Here is a 20,234-nt window from a genome sequence, read left to right as displayed (position 1 = left end):
CTTCACCTCAAACGAATTCGTGGGTCGGCATAGGCGTACAAAATGTCCGCCAGCAGATTGCCCAAAATGGTCAGCACCGCCAGAAACAGCGTGAAGCCCATCAGCACCGGATAGTCACGGGCGGCCAGCGAGTCGATGTGGATGTGCCCCGCCCCTGGCCAGTTGAAGATTTTTTCGGTGATCAGCGCGCCGGAAAACAGCGCCGGTAATTCAAACCCCAGCAGCGTGATGATCGGCAGCAAGGCATTACGCAGCGCGTGTTTGACGATCACCGTTTTCTCCTTCAGGCCTTTGGCGCGAGCGGTGCGGATGTAGTCCATACGGATCACATCCAGCATGCTGGCACGGAAATAGCGCGTCAGAGTACCGGCCTGCAGCATCACCAGCGCCAGCACCGGCAACAGCAGGTGCGCCGCCACTTCCGCCACCCAGGCCAGCCCGGTCGTTTCGCTACCGGTGCGCAACATGCCGCCCGCGGGCAGCCAGTGCAGATCGACGGCGAACCATTTGATCAGCAGCAGACAAAGGAAAAAGGTCGGAAATGACATGGCGCCGAACACCGCTACGGTGACCAAATGGTCGAACAGCGAATAGGGTTTCATCGCCGACGCCACGCCCACCGCCAGCGCGATGCCCCAGTACAACACCAGGGCGACCGAAGCCAGCAGGAACGAGTTCCAGATGTACTGGTTCAACAAGGTGCTGACCGGGATTTGGTACTGCAGCGAAAAGCCGAGATTGCCTTGCAGTAACTGACCGAGCCAGTGCCAGTAGCGGATCAACAGCGGCTGGTCCAGCCCGTACAGCGCGCGTAATTCGGCGGCGCGTTGTGGCGTCAGGTTAATGTTGCCGTCAATAAAATCGCCGGGCGTCAGCGCGAAGATAAAGAAAATCAGCAGTGATGCCAGCAGCAGCATAGGCAGGGTTTGCAGCAGGCGGCGCAGGATAAAATTTCTCATGGTGTTTTCCATTACCGCCGCGCGGAGGAACGCGGCGGTACCTTGCCGTTACTGAGCCAGTTTGACGTCCGGCAGGCTGCCGGTCAGGCCATTGTAGACATCCGGTTTAAAGCCGGTGACGCGGGCGCTGCTGGCACTGAGGATCTTGCGGTTACCCAGCAGGATCACCGGTGGGTCTTCCGCCAGCACCTGATACAGCTGGTGATACAGAGGCTTGCGCTGCCCGATATCCAGCGTGGCGTTAGCCTGAGCAATCAGCTTGTCTGCCTGCGGGTTGTGATAGCCGGTTTCACTCATCTGACTGATGAAATCACGCACCCCGTCATGCGGGTCATTCAACCCGCTGGTGCTGAGCGACGCCAGGTCGTAATTCCCGGCCTTGCGCTGTGCCAGCAACGCATTGAAATCCAACACCTGCGGCTTCAGCAGCACGCCTATCTGCCGATAGTTGTCTTTGGCGATCGGCACCAGCGCATCGTTAAGCAGCTTTTTGGTCACCAGCAGCGTCAGCTCCAGCTTCTTGCCGTCTTTCTGGCGAATGTCGTCTGCACCCGGTTTCCACCCGGCCTGATCGAGCAATTGTTTCGCTTTATTGACGTCGTAGGCGTAAGGATTGATGCCTTGCGGATCATAGGCCCAGGAAACGGGAGAGATGGGCTGGTTGGCCACCGTACCGTATCCCTGATACACCACGGTGATCAGCTTTTGACGATCCAGGCCGTAGATCAGGGCCTGACGAACACGCGCGTCCTGCAACGCCGGACGCTTAAGGTTGAAATCCACCCGGCTGTAGTCGCTGGAGCTGTACAGGTTAATATTGGCAAAGCCCAACAGCTTCAACTGCTCAATATCATCGGGCTTGGCGGTAAAGGCGTCGTAGTCGGTTTCACCGGTCTGGAACAGCTGGAAGTTGGTGGCCGGGTTGGTCACGCGGTAAATAAAGCGCGCCACCGCCGGCTGGCCGAGATAGAAGTTCGGGTTGGCGTGGAAGCGGATCTCCTGCCCCGGAATATATTTGTCGTAAATATAAGGGCCGTTGCCCAACGGCTTGCCATTCAGCGCGCGCACACTTTCCAGCTTGCCGCGTTGATAATCCTTGGCGTAATAGGCTTTCGACAACACCGGCCCGCCGATCAATTGCAGCGTGGTCGCACCCGGCTGGGTGGTGGTGATCTCAATGGTGCGATCGTCAATCACCTTCAGCCCGCTGACGCTGGGGGCGGTGCCGTTTTTGTATTCCGCGCCGCCCTGAATATGCGCCGGGGTAATGTCGGTTTCACCGTCATAGGCCGGGTCATGCAGCAGCGTCAGCGTAAAAGCGATGTCTTCGGCTTTGATCGGCGAACCGTCGCTGTAGAGCAGATTGGGCCGCAGTTTGATGGTATACACCCGGTTATCCGGGCTGACCTGCCAGGATTCAGCCAATCGCGCCACCGGTTTACCTGCACTGTCCAGGCCAATGAGCCGGGTAAAAATCACGTCGGTGACGTTCTCATCCCAGCCGTTGGTGAACAGATAAGGGTTAAAGTTGCCCTGTGGTTCAAGTATACCGGCCACCACGGTGTCTTTACGCAGCTTGGCGGCGCTGGGTACCAGGCTGGCATCGGTGGCCGGAGTGATCCCTTCCGTCAGCGTTTCCGCCTGCGCACCCAATGAAATGCCTATCGCACTGGCCAGCGCCAAGGGCACCAGTCGTTTTTGCAACAGTTTGTTTATATTATTTTTTATTTTGCTCACCCACTGCCCCTTGTCTACCCGTTGATAAAATGTGACAAAATTTATCGAAGAGTAATGGGCGGCCGGAGGGCTGTCTAACAACGAAACCGGCATTCCTTTGCCGGAAAAAGCATTATGAATTTTTCTATTGCGATACCAATCGACCCAGGGTGCTTAGCCTGCGGGTTCGAGCTGCCGGATAAGTTTGGCTAAGGTTTTGATTGCCGCCTCGTGCTTGTCGCTCCAGTCAAAAGAGGCGTTCAGGCGGAAGCAATGGTTGAAGTGGTTGCCGGTGGTGAACATGCGGCCCGGCGCGATACTCACCCCCAATGCCAGTGCACGCTGGTAGAGCTCCATCGACGACAGCGCCGGATCCAGCTCCAGCCACAGGAAGTAGCCACCGTCCGGCTGGCTGACTTTGACGGTCGGCGGAAAATGATGTGCGATTGCCTGGTGCATCATGCTTTGGCGCTGCGCCAGCAAGCGGCGCAGACGCCGCAGATGGGTGTCGTAGCCGCCGTGCAGCAGATAATCGGCAATCGCCAACTGGGTCGGCACGCTGGTCGAGACGGTACTCATCAGTTGCAGCCGTTGGATCTGCTGCGCGTATCGCCCCGCCGCCACCCAACCGACGCGGAAACCCGGTGCCAGACATTTGGAGAATGACGAACAATGCAGGACTTGCCCGTCGCTGTCCCACGCCTTGGCCGGCTGCGGCCGCTCGGCGCTGAAATACAACTCGCCGTAAACGTCATCCTCAATCAGGGAAATCTGCCGCTCACGCAGTAAACTCACCAGCCGCTGCTTGTTGTCGTCCGACAGGCTGGCCCCCAGCGGGTTCTGGAAGTGAGTCATCAGCCAGCAGGCCTTGATCGGGTACTGCTCCAGCGCCTGCTCGAGCGCATCCAGATCTATGCCGTCCTGCGGGTGAGTGGCAATTGCCACCGCCTTCAGACGCAGCCGCTCCAGTGCCTGCAACGCACCATAGAACGCCGGCGATTCGATCGCCACGTAGTCCCCCGGCTGGGTCACCGCCTGCAGACTGAGGCTTAATGACTCCATCGCCCCGGCGGTAATCACGATTTCGTCCGGCGCCACCTGCATACCGCTCAGCGCATACCGCTGGGCGATGTGGCGGCGCAGTGCTTCATTGCCGGGCGGCAGATTGGCCAGGGAGCTGTGCGGCGTAAACTTGCGCGCCACACTGCTCAGCGCCCGCGCCAGCTTGGGTTGAGCAAATAAGGTAGCGTCGGGAAACGCCGAACCAAAGGGCACAATCTCCGGATCCTGGCACGCCTGCAGCACATCAAAAATAAAGGTGTTGATATCGACCTGCTCACTCAGCAACAGCTTTGCGCCGTGTGCCGGCTGCGGCAATGGCTGTGGACGCGCCGCCACGTAATAACCGGATTGCGGCCGTGCGACGATCCAGCCCTGGCTCTCCAGCAATTGATACGACTGCACCACCGTCATCAGGCTCAGTCCGGCACGTTTACCGCTCTCACGCAGCGACGGCAGCTTGTCGCCCGCCCGCCATACCCGGTTCTGGATCTGTTCACGAATCTGTTGTGCAAGCTGCTCGTATCTGGTCATAAGCCCTAACTGTTATATGAAAAAGTGAAATAACTGTCACTATTATAGTCACTGTACTCCGTGCTTAACTTGACGCCAAGCTTTCGATAGAAAAATTACCGCTATACTGAAGAGGCCATTTTATGTACAACCCAAGGAGGCGCCATGCTGGGTCTTGATGCACTGGAACTTGCCAGAATACAGTTCGCCTTCACCGTTTCTTTCCATATCATTTTCCCTGCAATTACCATCGGCCTGGCCAGTTATCTGGCGGTGCTGGAAGGATTGTGGCTGAAAACACGGAATGAAACCTACCGCGATCTCTATCATTTCTGGTCAAAAATTTTCGCCGTCAACTTCGGCATGGGCGTGGTGTCCGGCCTGGTGATGGCCTATCAGTTCGGCACCAACTGGAGCTTTTTCTCCGAGTTTGCCGGCAGTATCACCGGCCCGTTACTGACCTACGAAGTACTGACCGCCTTCTTCCTGGAGGCCGGTTTCCTCGGGGTGATGCTGTTCGGCTGGAACCGTGTCGGCCCTGGCCTGCACTTCTTCGCTACCTGCATGGTAGCGCTGGGAACGCTGATTTCCACCTTCTGGATCCTGGCGTCCAACAGCTGGATGCAGACCCCGCAGGGCCACGAAATCATCAACGGCCAGGTGGTGCCGGTCGACTGGCTGAAAGTGATTTTCAACCCGTCATTCCCGTACCGGCTGTTGCACATGTCGACCGCTGCCTTCCTGTCCTCGGCGTTCTTTGTCAGTGCCTCCGCCGCCTGGCATTTGCTGCGCGGGCGCGACACTCCGGCGATGCGCAAAATGCTGTCGATGGCAATGTGGATGGCGCTGATTGTCGCGCCGATACAGGCGATGATCGGCGATGCGCACGGCCTGAATACGCTGAAATATCAGCCGGCAAAAATCGCGGCTATCGAAGGCCACTGGGAAAACCCGCCGGGTGAAGCCACCCCGTTGATCCTGTTCGGCTGGCCGGATATGCAACGTGAGGAAACCCGCTTCAAGCTGGAGGTACCTTACCTGGGCAGCCTGATCCTGACCCACAGCCTGACCGAGCAGGTACCGGCACTGAAATCCTTCCCACCGGAGGACCGGCCGAATTCCACCGTGGTGTTCTGGTCGTTCCGCATTATGGTGGCACTGGGCATGCTGATGATCCTCGCCGGGGTCTGGAGCCTGTGGCTGCGCTGGCGCGGTGGGCTGTATCAGTCACGGCCGTTCCTCTACTTCATTTTGTGGATGGGGCCTTCCGGTTTGCTGGCACTGCTGGCGGGTTGGTTCACTACCGAGATTGGGCGTCAGCCGTGGGTGGTGTATGGCCTGCTGCGCACCAAGGATGCGGTCTCCGCACACGGTGACCTGCACATGAGCATCAGCCTGCTGGCGTTTATCATCGTCTACTGTTCGGTGTTCGGCGTGGGCTACTCCTACATGATGCGGCTGATCCGCAAAGGGCCGCAGCAGCATGAAGGGCATGAAGATGACACCGAAGGCCGACCGGCACGTCCGCTGTCTGCGGTGAAAGAAACTCTGGATGACAGGAGCTGAGCATGGGCATTGATCTTCCGCTGATTTGGTTTGTGATCATCGTGTTCAGCACCATGATGTACGTGGTAATGGACGGCTTTGATTTGGGTATCGGCATCCTGTTCCCCTGGGTTAAGGACAGCGGTGACCGTGATGTGATGATGAACACCGTCGCCCCGGTGTGGGACGGCAATGAAACCTGGCTGGTACTGGGGGGTGCGGCGCTGTTTGGCGCTTTCCCATTGGCTTACGCGGTGATCCTAGACGCGCTGGCCATTCCGCTGACCCTGATGTTGTTTGGCCTGATCTTCCGCGGCGTGGCCTTTGAGTTCCGCTTTAAGGCCACGGCAGAAAAACGCCACATTTGGGACAAGGCGTTTATCTGGGGCTCCATCTTCGCCACCTTCAGCCAGGGTGTGGTGGTAGGTGCCATCATCAACGGTTTCCCGGTCAACGGCCGCACCTATGCCGGTGGCGCTCTCGACTGGCTGACCCCGTTCGCGCTGTTTTGCGGGCTGGGGCTGGTGGTGACCTATGCGTTGCTCGGCTGCACCTGGCTGGTGATGAAAACCGCCGGTGACCTGCAGGCCCGCATGTACCGGCTGGCAACGCCGCTGCTGGTTATCCTGCTGCTGGTGCTGGCGGTGGTCAGCATCTGGACACCGATTGCCCACCCGGAGATCGCCACCCGCTGGTTCTCACTGCCGAATCTGTTTGTGCTGCTGCCGGTGCCGATCCTGGTGCTGCTCAGCGCCTGGGGCATTCAACATGGGGTGAAAAATGCGGCGCACTACTCGCCCTTCTTGCTCACCCTGCTGCTGGTGTTCCTCGGCCTCAGTGGTCTGGGCATCAGTATCTGGCCGCTGTTGATCCCACCGTCCATCACCCTGTGGCAAGCCGCTGCACCACCGCAAAGCCTGGGCTTTATGCTGGTGGGCGCGCTGTTTATCATTCCGATTATTTTGGTTTACACCTTCTGGAGCTACTACGTGTTCCGCGGCAAGGTCAGCCATGAACAGGGTTATCACTGATGAGGGAAGAAACTATGCAGGATAAAACCGCACCTGTGCCGGCGCCCTGGTGGAAACGCATCGGCTGGCTGGTGGTGATCTGGAGCGCCAGCGTGCTGGGGCTGTTCGCGGTCGCTTCGATGTTCCGCCTGTTGATGAATGCAGCGGGCATGAGATCGCATTAAAAATATACGCCCAAATGCCACCTGAGCTGGGTGGCTATTTGGGTGACAACATTAAGAGGAGTTTTAAACCGGGTTACGGTAACCAGCAACAATTTGGTTTGCCATTTCATCAAGTTCAGCATCATTCATCAGGCGGTTTGCCGCAGCTATAAACTCTGCCGTTTCAGTATCATCGGCAGTGATGGTAAATACCGTTAAGTTATACAAAAAACGTTCTCTTTCATCTTCAGGCAAATCATCAACGCCGCCAAAAATGGACTTATAATAATAATCGCCAAGAAGACGCAGTAAAAACGCCACCTGATTAACATCCACTTTATCTTCAGTAACCATTACCGTTAACTTGACGAGAAAAAATGACTCTCTTAACGGTTGCCCGTTCACCAGCAGAAATGTCGCGCATGATATAAAAGCGGTTTGTTTGTTAGCATCAGCAAATGCATGAGATTTTGTTATAGAAATTAAATATACGGCAGCCAGTTCAAAAACATCATCACATGAGTGATAGTGATGATGATTGATAACCCGGCCCAGGGCACCTTCTAACTTATCAATATCTACTACGGCCCCCTGAGGTAAGGTTACGCGCTGAATATCAATCACCTCTTGAGTAGAAAGAAAGATAAGCGCTTCCATTACTTACCCTCCAAATCCTTTATAGTTTTGGCATGCCGCTTTCTCACTTCGGCGACAGCATCTTTGATAGACATTTGCTTGACAGGATTTGATTTTCCTGCCGACTCAGCTTGTTCTTGCAGTGCATCAATAGTGGTTTTATCAAGCATTCCCTGAAGCTTAATCATTCTTGCTAGCGCATCGACCTCTGTCGATGTAATGGAAGGTGTAACCTGATTGGCATTTATAGCTGACACGGTATTTCGCACCATAGCCTTTAATACTTTGCTATCCAATGTGTTTATTTTTGAAGTTGATGATTCTTGGTTGTCTTGCCCCAGCATTACGGACTCCTTTCCTCGTTGAATAACAATAAAAGTCTCACCACCGCGAATTTCATCTAATACTTTAGATAAATCGGCACGGAGTCGGGCATATGTGATTTCTTTCATAGCAACCTCTATCCACTGCGTGTCTATGTGCTTATGGCAGAGATTAACATTTCGAAAAGCGATTATCACGTACAGAACAGGGTCTCAGAAAATTGCTAAAGATTCATTAGATAAATAAATCGGAAAATAACATTTAGCTCGCCTCCTATTACTCTTTTTCCGTGGGATAGAGTCTACGTGAAGCCGGCGAATCGTTCAATTAGTGAACTGCGGGGCGCTTCGCAAATTCAACAAGTTGCAAATATTATACCCATCAATAACTAAACCGGTTTGCGCCCCATTGCAGTGAGAAAGCGCTGTTGCAGACGCAGCAACTCCCCCAGTTCCAACACCCGATAATCGATACCATAACGTGGTGCCACTTCGGCAATGATACGGCTTAATGCCGGGTAATGCCGGTGACTCCAGTGCGGGAACAGATGGTGGGTCAGGTGCAGATTCGCGCCGCCCAACCAATAGCCCAGCCAGCGCGGCCGCGTGAACCAGTCAAAGGTAGTGGCAAACACATGGTGATACCAGCCGTGCGCCAATGGCCCCTGCTCCGGTGCCTGATAAAATTGCGCCTTGGCCCAGTGGGTGCCGATAATCAACATCACAAACAGCAGTGACGACAGCATCTGGCTGAGCAGATAAACCAGCAGGATCTGCCCCATGCCGATCGCCGGGGGCAACAGATAGCATGGGATCGCCAGCGCCAGTATCAGGTGCGCCGCTTTACCTGCCAGAAAAATACTCCACCCGCGCACGCCCTGTTGCGCCATCCTCGCCCTGACCCGGGTTCGCCCTGCCCGATCCAACCAATCGAACAGCCAGATGTAATACGGAAAGGTCATCGCCGCCACCAGCGGCCAGTAAAAGCGCTGCGCGCGCATAAAGGGCCGCCAACGCTGGAACGGCGTCTGCCGCAGTACGCCATTGGCATCGATATCGGGATCGTAATGCTCGATGTTGTTGTGTGCGTGGTGAAAAATCACGTGCCGTACCCGCCAGCAGTCGGGATCCAGGCCGAGCGGGATACTCACCAGGCAATTCAGCCAGCGGTTGGCCCAGGGCTGCCGGAAAAACGCGTTGTGCGACGCGTCGTGTACCACGTTGACCGTGAGGAACATGCCGATGAAAATAAAGCCGAAGTAGCAGGCAAAAAAGCCCCAGAGGCTCTGCTGCTGCAGGCTAAACCCATAATAAAGCGCGCACAGCGCCAGCAGGAAAAGCACTTTCGCCAGCATGCCGCCGTCGGCAAAACGATGGTCGTGATGCTCGGCCAGATAACCCTGCGCGGCCTGCATCAGCGCTCGATGCAACCCGCTGTCATCCGGCTTGAAGGCCAACGGACGCAATGGCTTCATGGCTGCCCCATCCGACGCAAAAAATGCTGTTGTTGCGCCAGCAGTTCGCGGTAACCAATGCAGCGGTATTCCATGCCGTGCTCAACCGCCAACTGCGCCACTATGGCGGCCAGCGCCGGATAATGGCGATGATTCCAGCCGGGAAACAGATGATGGGTCAGGTGATAATTCAGTCCACCGGTCAGGTGCTGCAAGCCGCGCGGCGAAGTCTGCCAGTCACAGGCGGTAGCGAAATTATGGCGATACCAGCCATGTGGCATGCTGTCGCCCTCCGGAGCCGGATAAAATTCGGCCTGCGCCCAATGGGTACCCAGCAGCAGAAACACCACCAACAACGAGGCGCACATCTGGCTGAGCGCATAGGCCAGCAGCACCCACGGCCAGTCGATACCGCTCTGCTGGCACAGCACCAACGGCAGAGCCAGTACCAGCACCAAATGGCCAATCTTGCACAGGATAAACACCGCCCAGCCGCTACGGCCCGGTAAAATATTCTTTTCATGCAACGGGGTTTTACCCAAACGATCCGACCAGTCAAATATCCAGGCGATATAGGGCAAGGAGAGTGCGGCAATCAACGGCCAGTACAGGTGCTGATAACGCATATGCTTGCGCCAGCGCTGGAACGGTGTCTGGCGGAAGAAACCATTCTCTTCGGTATCCAGATCGTAGTGTTCAACGTTGGCGTAAACATGGTGATATTCCACATGGCGCACCCGCCAATAATCCGGATCCACCCCCAACGGCAGCGTCACCAGCCGCCCTGCCAGTCGGCTGGCCCAGGGGGCACGTAGAAAAGCATTATGCGAAGCATCGTGGTTCACATTCACGTTGAGCAACATGCCCATCATCACGAACAAGAAATAACAGGCCAAAAATGCCCAAACCTGCTGCTGCATCAGACTCAGCGCATAAAAGCCCACGCACAGCGCCAACAACAGCGCCGCCTTTGCCAACCGCCAACCGTCGGCATAGCGATGGTCACCGGCCAGATAGGCATGAGCCGCCCGTTTAAGCGCACGATGGAACGCCTGTTCACCGTCGGCGGGAAACTTCAATGGGACCAGTGTATCAGCCATGGGGTTCCTCCAGCTGCGCCGGAGCGCTTGCCCGGCCCCAGCCCAGCGCCACGCAAACACCGTGCAATGTGAGCAGGGCCATCGCGAGATGCCAATAAAGCTGCGACCAGCCCAGATAACCGATAAACAGCAGCGGGAGACTCAGCGTAATCATCAACCAGGCAGTCATCGCCCAACGATGCCCTTCGGTCATGCCGCCCAGCGCCATCGAACCGAGCGCCAACAACACCAGCAGCGCCATCTGCGGCCAGCTGATATCGCTGTAGCCATAGCCGTACTGGTCAACATAGCCAATCACCAGCGCAAACAGCAGCATCGCGCCGCTGAACACACTAAGCGCCGAGTAGCGGAAACGACCGCTGCTCGCCTTCGGCCGCCAGCGCAGGCGAAAATAGCGCAGAAACGGCAGATTGCTGGCCCAAAACGGATTGGCGGACGGCTTATCGCCGCTGACGCCATACACAAACGGCGTTTGCGGCAGGCTCGGGCAAAAAGTACCGAACAGCTTGTCCCAGAAAATAAAGCTGCCGCCGAAGTTCTGGTTCGAATAGGCCATATCTTTAACGTGATGCACCCGATGGTGCGCCGGCGTAACAAGAATATGCTCCAGCCAGCCGAGTTTGGGGGTCAGCGCATTATGGTTAAACAATTGGATGCTGTAGTGCAGAATCGAGACCGTGACAAACACCGACAGCGGCACGCCCAACAGCGCCAGCAGAAGAAAAAACGGGATCGAGGTCAGCGACGAATACCAGGAGTTGCGCACTCCCAGCGACAGATTGAAATGCTCCCCCTGATGATGCACCACATGTACCGCCCACAGCACGCGCAGGTAATGATGCAAGCGATGCAACCAGTAAAAGCCGAAGTCCCACGCCAGCAGGGCAAACAGCCACATCAGCACCGGTGGCCAACTGCCGAGCAAATCCAGACTGAAGTGCGCCGCCACATAGCCGTAGCAGGTGATCTCCAGCCCGCGGAACAACCACAGCATGATATGGCCGGAGTTCAGATTGAACACCAGATCGTGCCAGTTGACCTGCTGACGCTGTGCATACTGCAGCACCAGCGCCTCACCAATGACGACAAACAGCATGAACACGATGGGCATCGCCAGTTCGCTCATCCTATCTCTCCTGTGACGGTGTCACGCCGCCAATTTTCTATGCACTGCGCCAGCCAGCCTGCCAAAAACGCCAGCAATGCCCCACTGGCCAGATCGACCAGCAGATGGCGACGCAGCTGCAAAATGGAAAAGGCAATCGCCAGCGCCCACAGCATCAACAGCGCGGTTCTCACTTTACGCTGTCGGTCGCTCAGTGCCCACACCGCCAGCACCGTCAGCGCCATATGTAACGACGGCAGGCAGTTTTGCAACGAATCCACCTGGGTCAGCGCCGCCAGCAGTTTTGAACTCACACCGCCCCCGCTGTCTTGCGGATAAGCCATAGTGGTCGGCCACAGCAGGTAGACCGCCCCGGCCCCCAAAGCAGCCAGTTGCATCGCGGCACGCAACCATCGAACCCGCGGGATCGGTGCCAGCAAGTAGCCCAGCGGAATAATGATAAAGAAAGACAGGTACAGCCAAATGGCCGTCGGACTGAACGGGATCCAACGGTCAATCACCGAAGGCGGGAGCAGCGTACCCGCGCCCTGCAGGCGGTCGGTAAAGCTATAGACTACCCCGACAAATCCCCAGCCCAACAGCATTTGCCACAGCCGGTACGGCAGCGTTTTCATCATGCGGCCACCTGCCGGATAATCCGCCTTCTCTTGCGATCAAACTGCGGCATCACCGCCTGCGTACTCAGTTGCCACTCCAGCCCAGCGCTGTCGATGCCGTGGCGTTCAAACAAGGCAGCCAGTTGCCGCTGGCAGTTCGCCAGGTCTGCTTCGCTACAGTCGGCAATCAGTTGCAACTGCCGCTCGCCAGACTGGATTAAACGGTAATCGCTGGTCAGCGGCAGTGCATTGGCAATAGCCCGGCTGCACAAATCGGCAAACACCAGCTGTGGCCGGCCAAGGGCATCCGGCAACATCAGTTGGTCGTCACGCCGCCCTTCGATACGGGCAATCGCCATTGACCACTGCCCACAGGGGCAAGGCTCGGTCTGCCTGACCAGCACGTCGTCCAGCCGATAGCGAACGATCGGTTGGGTACTGCGGGTGAAGTCGGTGATCAACGGTGTAAAACGCTGCTCATCAATCCATTGGGGTTCGATGTGCAAAAACTCTTCGTTCAGGTGCAGGGTGCCGTGCGCGCAGGTGGCGGCCAGGAAGCCTTCGGTGGCCTGATAGACCTCACCCACCGCCGGGAACACCTGCGCCAGCAGCCGCCGGTCTTGTTCCTCCAGCACCTCGGCCACCGAAATCACCTTTTTGACCTCGAGCCGAATTTTTTTGGCCAGCACCGCCAGGGCCAATGCACGCAGCACCTGCGCCGGTGCGACGATAATCGTCGGTGCCTGTTGCTCCAGCCGCGAGAGCTGTTCGGCAAAGGGGGCAAAGAGATCGTAAAACTCCAGACTCAACCAGCGGTTGTTGACGCTGTGATACAAATTATTGTCCGCCCGCAGAAACAGCGCCACGCGCTCACCGGCAAACAGCCCGTCCGGCAGCATCTTCGCCAACATGCCACCGGCCCAAAGGCTTTGTTCATGCGGGCTGACGACGAAGATGCCGCGCTGGCCGGATGTGCCCGACGACAGGCCCACGCTGTATTTACCGATTTTCGGGCTGAAATCCCGCTGTTGCTCGCTGCGCCGCGCGCAGGCCAGCAGTTGTTCACGTTGCAGCCCGGCAGTATTCATTTGGTCAAACTGCGCCATCATCAGCGCCTTGTCCATCAGCGGCCATTCGGCCATCGCTTGCTGTTTGAAACGGCTGAAATAAGGACTCTTTGCCAGCACACGGCGTGCAAAACGCCTAAGCCGTTTGGCCTGATATGCCTCCAGCGCCTGACGGTCGGCAAAGGTTAGGCGCCGGGTGCGAAAGTAATACCACAGCGTCATCAGCGGGTTCATAAATCCCCCTCATGACAGAGTAAAATATTCGCGTTGCCGCTCGCCCAGAGCTGATTCAGGCGCTCCAGCGTACGGTAATAGGCGTTGGCATCGTCCATCACCAGGTTGGCCAGGCGCGAAGGCCCGCGCAATTGCTGATAACTCAGCGGCGACCAGGCCGCGTCGCTGGCCAGCAGCGTCCAGCCCTGGTCGGTGAGAATAAAGGCGCCAATATGCCCTTCCGCATGCCCCGGTAAATCAACCAGCAGGATCTGCCCTTCACTGCCCGGCAGCGCATAGCCGCGTTCAAAAGGAGCCAGCAGCGCAGGCAGACTGACCTGTGGGAAACCCTCGATAAACTGCAGGCCACTCTCGAAATCTTCTGGGATCAGGCCGGGGATAAAGGCGCGTTTTAACGCCGCGAAGCCGCGTAAAGTCCGGGTTTGCCGCCAGCCTTCGCCAGAGCAGATAAAATCGAGGTGTTTGAAATCTCGCAGCCCGGCAATATGGTCGGCGTGAAAGTGCGAGATAATCAGCGCCTGAATATCATTAGCGGCGTAACCGGCAGCCAGCAACTGCTGACTCAGCGACTCACGCGGGTCGAAATACACCGGCGTCATTTGGCGGTAGATGCGGAAAATGCCGGACTGCGTCTGCTGCTGGAAATAGTGCGCATAGCCGGTATCCCACAGCCAGCGGCGCTCTCCCACCTCCAGCAAATAGGCACGAGCCGGGAATTTACACACCCGAAAACCGGCCCCGCGCAGCGCCATACAGCCGATATGGGTACAGTACCCCACTTCAAAAACAGTGACCTTAGCCATGGGGCTGCTCTCCTTGCCGTTTAAGCCAGTCTCCGGTAATGCGGATCCCCTCTTCCATCGAATAACGTGGCCGATAGCCTAACTGTTCCACGGCCAGGGTTTGGCTCAGCGTCATATCAAAATGCACCGCCGCCACGCTATAGCGCGTCAGCAAGGGTTCTTTGCCGGTAAAACGGGCCAACAACTCCAGCCCGCCCGCCAGCGCGTACAGCAAGGAATAAGGCACCGCCTGCAGCCGGTAACGCAGCCCCAACTGTTGGCGCAGCAGCGAATCCAGCATATCCGCCAGCCGCTGCGGTTGGTGATTGGTGATGTTGTAGGCCGCGCCGGATGGCAAGCGTGGTTGGCGACTGGCCAGATCCATCGCATGCACCACGTTAAGTACAAAGGTCAGATCCAATATCGCTTTGCCACCGCCAGGCAACCGCAGCACGCCGCGGTCGCGATCCAGCTGTTGCAGCAGCCGCGGCACAATCACCCTGTCGTGCGGGCCGAACAGCCCTCGGGGCCGCAGAATAATAAAGGCAGTTTGCGGGTAACGCGGCACCAGTGCTTGCAGCCGCTGCTCGGCAGCATATTTGCTGGCGGCGTAATGGTTGGCGAAACGCCGGGCGCGATAGCCTTCGTCGATATTCTGGTGCGGCCGAAAATCGAAATAGATTGCCGGTGTGGAGATGTGAACAAAACGCCGGACGCCACAGTCCCCTGCCGCCTGTGCCAGTTTTTCGGTCGCAACCTCGTTGGCCTGACAGAACTCTGCCTGACTGCCCCAGGGGGATGATTTTGCCGCGCAGTGCCAGATCCAATCACAACCGGCCATCAGTTGACGACACTGCTCCGCCGTGGCCTGCGTCAAATCCAGCGGGCTGAATTCGGCCCCCAGCTCACGCAGTTCCTGCCCGGCGCGGCTATCACGCCCGGTGGCATGAACCTGATGACCCGCCTCCAGCAACCACTGCGTAGCATTACGCCCCAGTCCGCTGGTGGCCCCGGTGACCAGAACCTTCATGGCAGCAGCACCATGCCGGCCAGCGACAGCCCGGCGGCGGTGCCGATCAGCATCACCGGTTTACCCGGGTTAAAGCGACCGCTGGTAACCGCAGCGTGTAGCGCAGTGGGGATAGACGCCGCCACCTGATTACCGTGATAACGATAGATATCCACCAGTACCTCAGAGGAAACGTGCAGCCGCTTGCGCATATGTTCGAGCGACAGGTGGCTCGCCTGATGCGGTACCACCGTGGCGATCTGCCCTAACGTCAGGCCACTGGCGGCCAGCAGACGGGCAAGATAATCTTCGATCAGCGCCGACGCCTGGCGAAACAGCTGCTTGCCCTGCATATGGAACAGGAAATCGCTGTTATTCATGCCGGCGCGCGGGTTGCGCCGCGTGCCCCCGGCACGGATCTCGCACAGCTCGCTGCCTTCAGGATAGGTTTCCACCAGGCTGGCCAGAATACCGCTACTGCCGTCGCCACGCTCGACGATGGCGCAGGCCGCACCGTCGCCAAAAATCAGCGAGGACTCTTCATGCTGCCAGTCAATACCGCGTGAAGCCAAATCGGCGGAGACAATAGCAATGCGCCGGTAGGTACCGGCATTCAGCAGCCCGGCGGCCACCTGCATGGCGGAAATAAAGCTGACGCAGCTGCTGTTGATATCGAACCCTGCAGTGCCCGGTGCCAGACCGGCCACTTTAAGAATGTGCGCCGCGGTGCAAGGCAGGGCCTGCACTGAAATCGCGGACGCGGAAATCAGCAGATCTATCGATTGCGTATCGATGCGGCTACGGGTAAAGGCATCCTGCAATGCAGCGACGGCCAGTTCAGCCTGGCTGGCATCATCGGTGGCGTGAAATCGGTAGCGGATACCGGAGCGTTTCTCGACGTAGCCTGTCGGCTTGCACAGCAGGCTATCCAGCGCGGAGGAGTCGACTCGGTTGGGTGGCAATGCTGCCCCCGTGGCGATGACTTTCAACGGCAGCAACGTGGGTGAACAAGATTGTATTGTCATTATTGTTGTTAACTAACCTGTATATCCATAAAGCGATCTCCCGGCGCAGTCCTGTGACAGCACCGAGTCATCCCCGGTTTTAAATCCCAAAGTGCCCACATACCTGGGCTATTGATTGTTGTTATGCACTGCAAATAGCCGGCGGCCGCCGACAAATAATGGTAACAATACTGAGATATCAAGTTTACGGCAAGGAAGCAAAAAGGGGCAAATCGGCGGGAATTATCTGGCGTGGCTATTAGGGAAGTAAAAGGAGATCACCAATGTGACCAACGGCAGGGCGCCAATCTTCAACAGTTCGAACACCTGCCTGATGGATTCATTTTGATCCCAATACGCGTGGGCAACAAAAACGCCCACGCTGATAACGAAGATGCCGCACAACACCTGACGCGCTAGCCGCAATCGCTCCATTTCGTCAAACACCAATGCCGGATCCAAATACAATGTTTCCGCATCCACCTTTGCACTCTGATTTTGGATACTCATGGGAAAACCCCCACCACCTGACCTACCGCCTCCAACACCTCACCGTTCTCGCGCACGATGCCAAGAGAGGAACCGTCTTGTTTCACCCACTGCTTATCAGCAATGCTGATTAGCGCAAAAGCCAAGCGGATCACATCCGTTTTTTTCATTCCATGCCGCTGTGCAATCTCGTTCAGATTGTCATCAATTTCATTTGATAACCGAATTGGCAAACTACGCATACCCCACCTCCTGTGGCTGTCAGTTAGTGGGGAAAAGCTTACTTCACCAGCAATGATTGTTCAATTAGTGAACTGCGTAACGCTTCGCAAATTCAGCAGCTTGCGTGAAATAAATGCCTTATCGAACTGGCAAATTTGAAAAACCAGCCTATTGCTGTCAGGTATTAAAGGAGATCGGATTTTCCTGCCCACAGACTGCCGCTCTTTTACGCCAAACCTGCACTATACTCGCTGTGCATCGTCAATCATTGACGGACGACGCCAATGGTCGGCCTGTTGCCGGCCATTGTCTTTTTTGAGGATAAGCAATGCAAAAATCCCACGCTCACCGCAAGCACCTGACGCGCAACGAGGTCAACCGTTTGCTGCAACAGGCCGCTGCCGGTCGCGCCCCCGAACGCGACTGTTGCCTGATCTGGATGGGCTTTATCCACGGCTGTCGCGTCAGCGAACTCAACGGTCTGCGCCTGGCCGATCTGGATATGGAAAGCGGCTGTGTTTACATGAACCGGCTAAAAAATGGACTTTCCACCATTCATCCACTGGAAGCGACCGAAAAGCAGCTGCTGACCCGCTGGCTGGAAAAGCGCCAGTCGTGCCGCAATCTGGAAGATGAAGAGTGGCTGTTTTTATCGCAAAAGGGCTATCGGCTATCGCGCCAGCGCATCTACCGTATGTTACAGGCCTACGGTAAACAGGCCGGGCTAGCGGTAGCGGCACACCCGCATATGCTGCGCCATGCCTGTGGCTATGCATTGGCCGATAACGGAGCCGATACGCGGGTGATTCAGGACTATTTGGGGCATCGCAATATTCAACACACCGTGCTGTATACCGCCGCCAATTCAGGCCGGTTTAAACATCTGTGGAAGGAGGAAAAGACAGACGAAAATGTTACTTTTTGAGTCAAACTGACACATAACTTAAGAATGTCCTGAAATAAAGTCAACCACTGCGTGAAAGTTATTTTTCTTAACTAAATAACTATTTAAATATCAGTAAATTGAAAGATCCATCATATTCCGTCGCTTTGCGCCCAGCGGGAGTCCGCCATCGGAAAAACCTGGCTTTGTTGCCTTCTTCGCTCTAAATAAAAAAATAAATCCAGTTATTAACACTGTTAATACACCATCCATGGTGTTTTACGCTATTAAAACCTTCCAATCACCCAGTGAACAACACTACTCACTTAATGTGACATTATGACTCAAAATGTTGCCTTTTATCTAAAGGGACACACAAGGGTTGAATTTAAAAAAGGACAACCCTATCAATGGGTTAATGGAGACTTGTGCGTAGATTCGCACTAACTAAGGAACTGTTACCATGAAACACACTCTGCTCGCGGCCGCTCTGGCCACCACCGCTGCATTCTCCTTCTCTTCCGCCTTCGCTGCCGATGGTACCGTCAATTTTACCGGCTCTGTCACCGACACGGCTTGCGTCGTCGATATGGGTGGTTCTAATGCACTGTCAGTGCCAATGGGCAAGATCAGTAAAACCTCGTTCGGTGCCTCCGGCTCCCTCGCAGGCGCAACCAAATTCACCCTAAAACTGAAAACCTGCCCAACAGCCACCACCGCCACTGTCAAGTTCGACGGCATCGCCGCAGGTGGCGATGACAAAATTCTGGCATTAACCGGCGGTGCCGGTGCAGCAACCGGTCTCGGTATCCAAATCAGCGACAAGAGCGGCAATGTGCTGCCGCTGGCTACCAACTCCGTAAGCTATACCCTGGCGAAAGGGGATGCTTCAGTCCCTGCCAACGATGTCACCAACGATCTCGACTTCACCGCCCGTTATATCTCCACCGCTGCAACCGTATCAGCCGGTTCAGCCAATGCCACCGCCACATTTAGCATCAACTACAACTGATCCCCCTGCCCGGACGGCATTTGCCGTCCTTTTTTGGAGACCCCTCATGAGATACGGGCTTGCTGCCCTATGTGGCAGTGTAATGATGATAAGCCAGTTGGCGCAGGCCGGCGTAGTGGTCGGTGCCACCCGGCTGGTTTATGACGGTGACAAAAAAGAGTCATCACTGAGTGTCAATAATCCGGATGCCCTGCCGTACCTGATTCAGTCCTGGGTAGAACAGCAGGAAGGCGGCAGTGAAAAGGCTCCTTTCATCCTGACCCCACCGCTGTTTCGTCTGGATGCCGGGCGCCAGAACGTACTGCGTGTAGTACGGGTCGGCGGCAGCCTGCCGGAAGACCGTGAGTCGCTGTTCTGGCTGAACGTCAAATCCATTCCCTCAGCGGAACGGCGCGACAACACGCTGCAGATTGCGATCAAAACCCGCATCAAACTGATCTATCGCCCCGCCAGCCTGAAGGGCCTGCCTGAAAATGTCGCCGGGCAACTGGCCTGGCACCGCATAGGGACGAAGCTGGAAGTCACCAACCCCACCCCCTTCTACATGAACTTTCAAAACGTGACGGTAAATGGCCATGAGGTGAAGGATGCCACCTTCGTGGCCCCTCACGGCAGCACCAGTTTTAGTTTACCCACGGGCGCAGGCAATGCTGTGACCTGGCGACTGATTAACGACTTCGGCGGCCCCGGTGCACTACAGCGAGGCACTTTGCAAGGGTAGCCAGGCTACCCGTTGCTTTTGCCGGTCAAGGCTTGCCGGCCCACAACAAGGAAGTGATGTAATGAAACAACATCTGCGGATGGGCATTTCCCCCACCCGGCTGGCGCTGCTGATTGCCTTGCAACTGCTGGCCCAGAGTGTGCAGGCGCGGGACTATTTTAACCCGGCACTGCTGGAGACGGGCAATCCATCACAATCTGGTGCAGATCTGGCGGTGTTTGAGGAGAACGGAAACCAGCTTCCCGGTGATTACCGGGTCGATGTGCTGATTAACGACCAGCAGGTCGATACCCGTATGGTCACCTTTACCGCCGGGGCCGACGGTCAGGGCCTGCAGCCCTGCATCAGCGTCGCCGAACTCGCCGACTACGGCGTGCGCGTCGCTCAGTTCCCTGCCCTCGGGGCTCCCGATGCCGCCTGCGCTAATTTTTCAGCCATTCCCCAGGCCTCTACCCGCCTGCTGTTCGACCGCCAGCAGCTGGCACTCAGCATTCCCCAGGCCGCGCTGGCCCGTCAGCCCCGCGGCTATGTGCCTTCCACCCAATGGGACGAAGGCATCACCGCCCTGCTGCTCAACTACAGCCTCAGCGGCGCCAACAACACCGCACGC

At 56.6% G+C, this 20,234-nt stretch carries 22 protein-coding genes; 7 read left to right on the top strand and 15 right to left on the bottom strand.

The window, feature by feature from the left end:
• Window positions 1-2 precede the first annotated feature (2 nt).
• From FCL49_RS00110 to FCL49_RS00100, 3 genes are all read right to left on the bottom strand, one after another.
• On the bottom strand, window positions 3-959 hold the full coding sequence (locus tag FCL49_RS00110; RefSeq protein ID WP_174351942.1) for an ABC transporter permease: 957 nt from the start codon (window positions 957-959) through the stop codon (window positions 3-5).
• Between the two features lie 48 nt (window positions 960-1,007).
• Complete coding sequence (locus FCL49_RS00105) at window positions 1,008-2,696, bottom strand: ABC transporter substrate-binding protein (protein ID WP_174351941.1); 1,689 nt, start codon at window positions 2,694-2,696, stop codon at window positions 1,008-1,010.
• Between the two features lie 153 nt (window positions 2,697-2,849).
• Window positions 2,850-4,268, bottom strand: coding sequence for a PLP-dependent aminotransferase family protein (locus tag FCL49_RS00100; RefSeq protein WP_174351940.1), 1,419 nt, complete (start codon window positions 4,266-4,268; stop codon window positions 2,850-2,852).
• A 144-nt stretch (window positions 4,269-4,412) separates the two neighbouring features.
• Here FCL49_RS00100 and FCL49_RS00095 point away from each other — a divergent pair, with 144 nt between their 5' ends.
• The 3 genes from FCL49_RS00095 to FCL49_RS00085 are packed head-to-tail and all read left to right on the top strand — an operon-like array spanning window position 4,413 to window position 6,987.
• Window positions 4,413-5,813 (top strand): cytochrome ubiquinol oxidase subunit I, encoded by a 1,401-nt coding sequence (locus FCL49_RS00095; protein WP_174351939.1) that lies wholly within the window; start codon window positions 4,413-4,415, stop codon window positions 5,811-5,813.
• A 2-nt stretch (window positions 5,814-5,815) separates the two neighbouring features.
• The gene (gene cydB, locus FCL49_RS00090) at window positions 5,816-6,823 is read left to right on the top strand and encodes a cytochrome d ubiquinol oxidase subunit II (protein ID WP_174351938.1); all 1,008 of its coding nucleotides are present in this window, start codon (window positions 5,816-5,818) and stop codon (window positions 6,821-6,823) included.
• 14 nt (window positions 6,824-6,837) lie between these two features.
• On the top strand, window positions 6,838-6,987 hold the full coding sequence (locus FCL49_RS00085; protein ID WP_135316945.1) for a DUF2474 domain-containing protein: 150 nt from the start codon (window positions 6,838-6,840) through the stop codon (window positions 6,985-6,987).
• Between the two features lie 63 nt (window positions 6,988-7,050).
• Here the strand turns inward: FCL49_RS00085 and FCL49_RS00080 are convergent, their stop codons facing one another.
• The 12 genes from FCL49_RS00080 to FCL49_RS00025 all read right to left on the bottom strand — a co-directional run bounded on the left by FCL49_RS00080 (window position 7,051) and on the right by FCL49_RS00025 (window position 17,028).
• Complete coding sequence (locus FCL49_RS00080; RefSeq protein ID WP_174351937.1) at window positions 7,051-7,623, bottom strand: type II toxin-antitoxin system death-on-curing family toxin; 573 nt, start codon at window positions 7,621-7,623, stop codon at window positions 7,051-7,053.
• Window positions 7,623-8,054, bottom strand: a complete 432-nt coding sequence (locus FCL49_RS00075) for a type II toxin-antitoxin system Phd/YefM family antitoxin (RefSeq protein ID WP_174351936.1) — start codon at window positions 8,052-8,054, stop codon at window positions 7,623-7,625. The genes FCL49_RS00080 and FCL49_RS00075 overlap by 1 nt, the downstream gene beginning before the upstream one ends.
• A gap of 260 nt (window positions 8,055-8,314) precedes the next feature.
• Window positions 8,315-9,400, bottom strand: coding sequence for a fatty acid desaturase family protein (locus FCL49_RS00070; RefSeq protein WP_174351935.1), 1,086 nt, complete (start codon window positions 9,398-9,400; stop codon window positions 8,315-8,317).
• A complete protein-coding gene (locus tag FCL49_RS00065) occupies window positions 9,397-10,479 on the bottom strand; it encodes a fatty acid desaturase family protein (RefSeq protein WP_174351934.1) in 1,083 nt (360 codons plus the stop codon). Before FCL49_RS00065 ends, FCL49_RS00070 begins: the two co-directional genes overlap by 4 nt.
• Entirely contained in the window at window positions 10,472-11,605 is a 1,134-nt protein-coding gene (locus tag FCL49_RS00060) for a sterol desaturase family protein (RefSeq protein WP_174351933.1), read from the bottom strand. Before FCL49_RS00060 ends, FCL49_RS00065 begins: the two co-directional genes overlap by 8 nt.
• Window positions 11,602-12,219 (bottom strand): phosphatase PAP2 family protein, encoded by a 618-nt coding sequence (locus FCL49_RS00055; protein WP_217434392.1) that lies wholly within the window; start codon window positions 12,217-12,219, stop codon window positions 11,602-11,604. Before FCL49_RS00055 ends, FCL49_RS00060 begins: the two co-directional genes overlap by 4 nt.
• The gene (locus FCL49_RS00050) at window positions 12,219-13,502 is read right to left on the bottom strand and encodes a F390 synthetase-related protein (protein WP_174351931.1); all 1,284 of its coding nucleotides are present in this window, start codon (window positions 13,500-13,502) and stop codon (window positions 12,219-12,221) included. Before FCL49_RS00050 ends, FCL49_RS00055 begins: the two co-directional genes overlap by 1 nt.
• Window positions 13,499-14,305 carry an MBL fold metallo-hydrolase gene (locus tag FCL49_RS00045; protein ID WP_174351930.1) on the bottom strand — a complete coding sequence of 269 codons (807 nt, stop codon included), beginning with the start codon at window positions 14,303-14,305 and terminating at the stop codon, window positions 13,499-13,501. The genes FCL49_RS00050 and FCL49_RS00045 overlap by 4 nt, the downstream gene beginning before the upstream one ends.
• Complete coding sequence (locus FCL49_RS00040) at window positions 14,298-15,314, bottom strand: NAD-dependent epimerase/dehydratase family protein (protein WP_174351929.1); 1,017 nt, start codon at window positions 15,312-15,314, stop codon at window positions 14,298-14,300. The genes FCL49_RS00045 and FCL49_RS00040 overlap by 8 nt, the downstream gene beginning before the upstream one ends.
• Complete coding sequence (locus FCL49_RS00035; protein WP_174351928.1) at window positions 15,311-16,318, bottom strand: 3-oxoacyl-[acyl-carrier-protein] synthase III C-terminal domain-containing protein; 1,008 nt, start codon at window positions 16,316-16,318, stop codon at window positions 15,311-15,313. The genes FCL49_RS00040 and FCL49_RS00035 overlap by 4 nt, the downstream gene beginning before the upstream one ends.
• Before the next feature lie 222 nt (window positions 16,319-16,540).
• On the bottom strand, window positions 16,541-16,807 hold the full coding sequence (locus tag FCL49_RS00030) for a hypothetical protein (protein WP_174351927.1): 267 nt from the start codon (window positions 16,805-16,807) through the stop codon (window positions 16,541-16,543).
• Complete coding sequence (locus tag FCL49_RS00025; protein WP_174351926.1) at window positions 16,804-17,028, bottom strand: hypothetical protein; 225 nt, start codon at window positions 17,026-17,028, stop codon at window positions 16,804-16,806. The genes FCL49_RS00030 and FCL49_RS00025 overlap by 4 nt, the downstream gene beginning before the upstream one ends.
• A gap of 308 nt (window positions 17,029-17,336) precedes the next feature.
• Between FCL49_RS00025 and FCL49_RS00020 the strand changes: the two genes are divergently transcribed.
• From FCL49_RS00020 to FCL49_RS00005, 4 genes are all read left to right on the top strand, one after another.
• Window positions 17,337-17,933 carry a tyrosine-type DNA invertase gene (locus FCL49_RS00020; protein ID WP_174351925.1) on the top strand — a complete coding sequence of 199 codons (597 nt, stop codon included), beginning with the start codon at window positions 17,337-17,339 and terminating at the stop codon, window positions 17,931-17,933.
• Window positions 17,934-18,354: 421 nt separating this feature from the next.
• Window positions 18,355-18,903, top strand: a complete 549-nt coding sequence (locus tag FCL49_RS00015; RefSeq protein ID WP_174351924.1) for a fimbrial protein — start codon at window positions 18,355-18,357, stop codon at window positions 18,901-18,903.
• A gap of 46 nt (window positions 18,904-18,949) precedes the next feature.
• Entirely contained in the window at window positions 18,950-19,624 is a 675-nt protein-coding gene (locus tag FCL49_RS00010) for a fimbria/pilus periplasmic chaperone (protein ID WP_174351923.1), read from the top strand.
• Window positions 19,625-19,685: 61 nt separating this feature from the next.
• On the top strand, window positions 19,686-20,234 hold a 549-nt coding region (locus FCL49_RS00005; protein WP_217434304.1), incomplete at its 3' end, for a FimD/PapC N-terminal domain-containing protein.

The organism is Serratia proteamaculans, from assembly GCF_013337185.1.
In the GTDB taxonomy this organism is placed as follows: domain Bacteria; phylum Pseudomonadota; class Gammaproteobacteria; order Enterobacterales; family Enterobacteriaceae; genus Serratia; species Serratia proteamaculans_D.
The sequence above is the reverse complement of the archived record's forward strand: the minus strand, read 5'-3'. Positions and strand labels throughout refer to the sequence as shown.

Excerpts from the sequence above, each read along its gene's own strand:
- FCL49_RS00110 (WP_174351942.1), bottom strand. The coding sequence starts at position 959 with ATGAGAAATTTTATCCTGCGCCGCCTGCTGCAAACCCTGCCTATGCTG.
- FCL49_RS00100 (WP_174351940.1), bottom strand. The coding sequence starts at position 4,268 with ATGACCAGATACGAGCAGCTTGCACAACAGATTCGTGAACAGATCCAG.
- FCL49_RS00095 (WP_174351939.1), top strand. The coding sequence starts at position 4,413 with ATGCTGGGTCTTGATGCACTGGAACTTGCCAGAATACAGTTCGCCTTC.
- cydB (WP_174351938.1), top strand. The coding sequence starts at position 5,816 with ATGGGCATTGATCTTCCGCTGATTTGGTTTGTGATCATCGTGTTCAGC.
- FCL49_RS00085 (WP_135316945.1), top strand. The coding sequence starts at position 6,838 with ATGCAGGATAAAACCGCACCTGTGCCGGCGCCCTGGTGGAAACGCATC.
- FCL49_RS00080 (WP_174351937.1), bottom strand. The coding sequence starts at position 7,623 with ATGGAAGCGCTTATCTTTCTTTCTACTCAAGAGGTGATTGATATTCAG.
- FCL49_RS00075 (WP_174351936.1), bottom strand. The coding sequence starts at position 8,054 with ATGAAAGAAATCACATATGCCCGACTCCGTGCCGATTTATCTAAAGTA.
- FCL49_RS00070 (WP_174351935.1), bottom strand. The coding sequence starts at position 9,400 with ATGAAGCCATTGCGTCCGTTGGCCTTCAAGCCGGATGACAGCGGGTTG.
- FCL49_RS00065 (WP_174351934.1), bottom strand. The coding sequence starts at position 10,479 with ATGGCTGATACACTGGTCCCATTGAAGTTTCCCGCCGACGGTGAACAG.
- FCL49_RS00060 (WP_174351933.1), bottom strand. The coding sequence starts at position 11,605 with ATGAGCGAACTGGCGATGCCCATCGTGTTCATGCTGTTTGTCGTCATT.
- FCL49_RS00055 (WP_217434392.1), bottom strand. The coding sequence starts at position 12,219 with ATGAAAACGCTGCCGTACCGGCTGTGGCAAATGCTGTTGGGCTGGGGA.
- FCL49_RS00050 (WP_174351931.1), bottom strand. The coding sequence starts at position 13,502 with ATGAACCCGCTGATGACGCTGTGGTATTACTTTCGCACCCGGCGCCTA.
- FCL49_RS00045 (WP_174351930.1), bottom strand. The coding sequence starts at position 14,305 with ATGGCTAAGGTCACTGTTTTTGAAGTGGGGTACTGTACCCATATCGGC.
- FCL49_RS00040 (WP_174351929.1), bottom strand. The coding sequence starts at position 15,314 with ATGAAGGTTCTGGTCACCGGGGCCACCAGCGGACTGGGGCGTAATGCT.
- FCL49_RS00035 (WP_174351928.1), bottom strand. The coding sequence starts at position 16,318 with ATGACAATACAATCTTGTTCACCCACGTTGCTGCCGTTGAAAGTCATC.
- FCL49_RS00030 (WP_174351927.1), bottom strand. The coding sequence starts at position 16,807 with ATGAGTATCCAAAATCAGAGTGCAAAGGTGGATGCGGAAACATTGTAT.
- FCL49_RS00025 (WP_174351926.1), bottom strand. The coding sequence starts at position 17,028 with ATGCGTAGTTTGCCAATTCGGTTATCAAATGAAATTGATGACAATCTG.
- FCL49_RS00020 (WP_174351925.1), top strand. The coding sequence starts at position 17,337 with ATGCAAAAATCCCACGCTCACCGCAAGCACCTGACGCGCAACGAGGTC.
- FCL49_RS00015 (WP_174351924.1), top strand. The coding sequence starts at position 18,355 with ATGAAACACACTCTGCTCGCGGCCGCTCTGGCCACCACCGCTGCATTC.
- FCL49_RS00010 (WP_174351923.1), top strand. The coding sequence starts at position 18,950 with ATGAGATACGGGCTTGCTGCCCTATGTGGCAGTGTAATGATGATAAGC.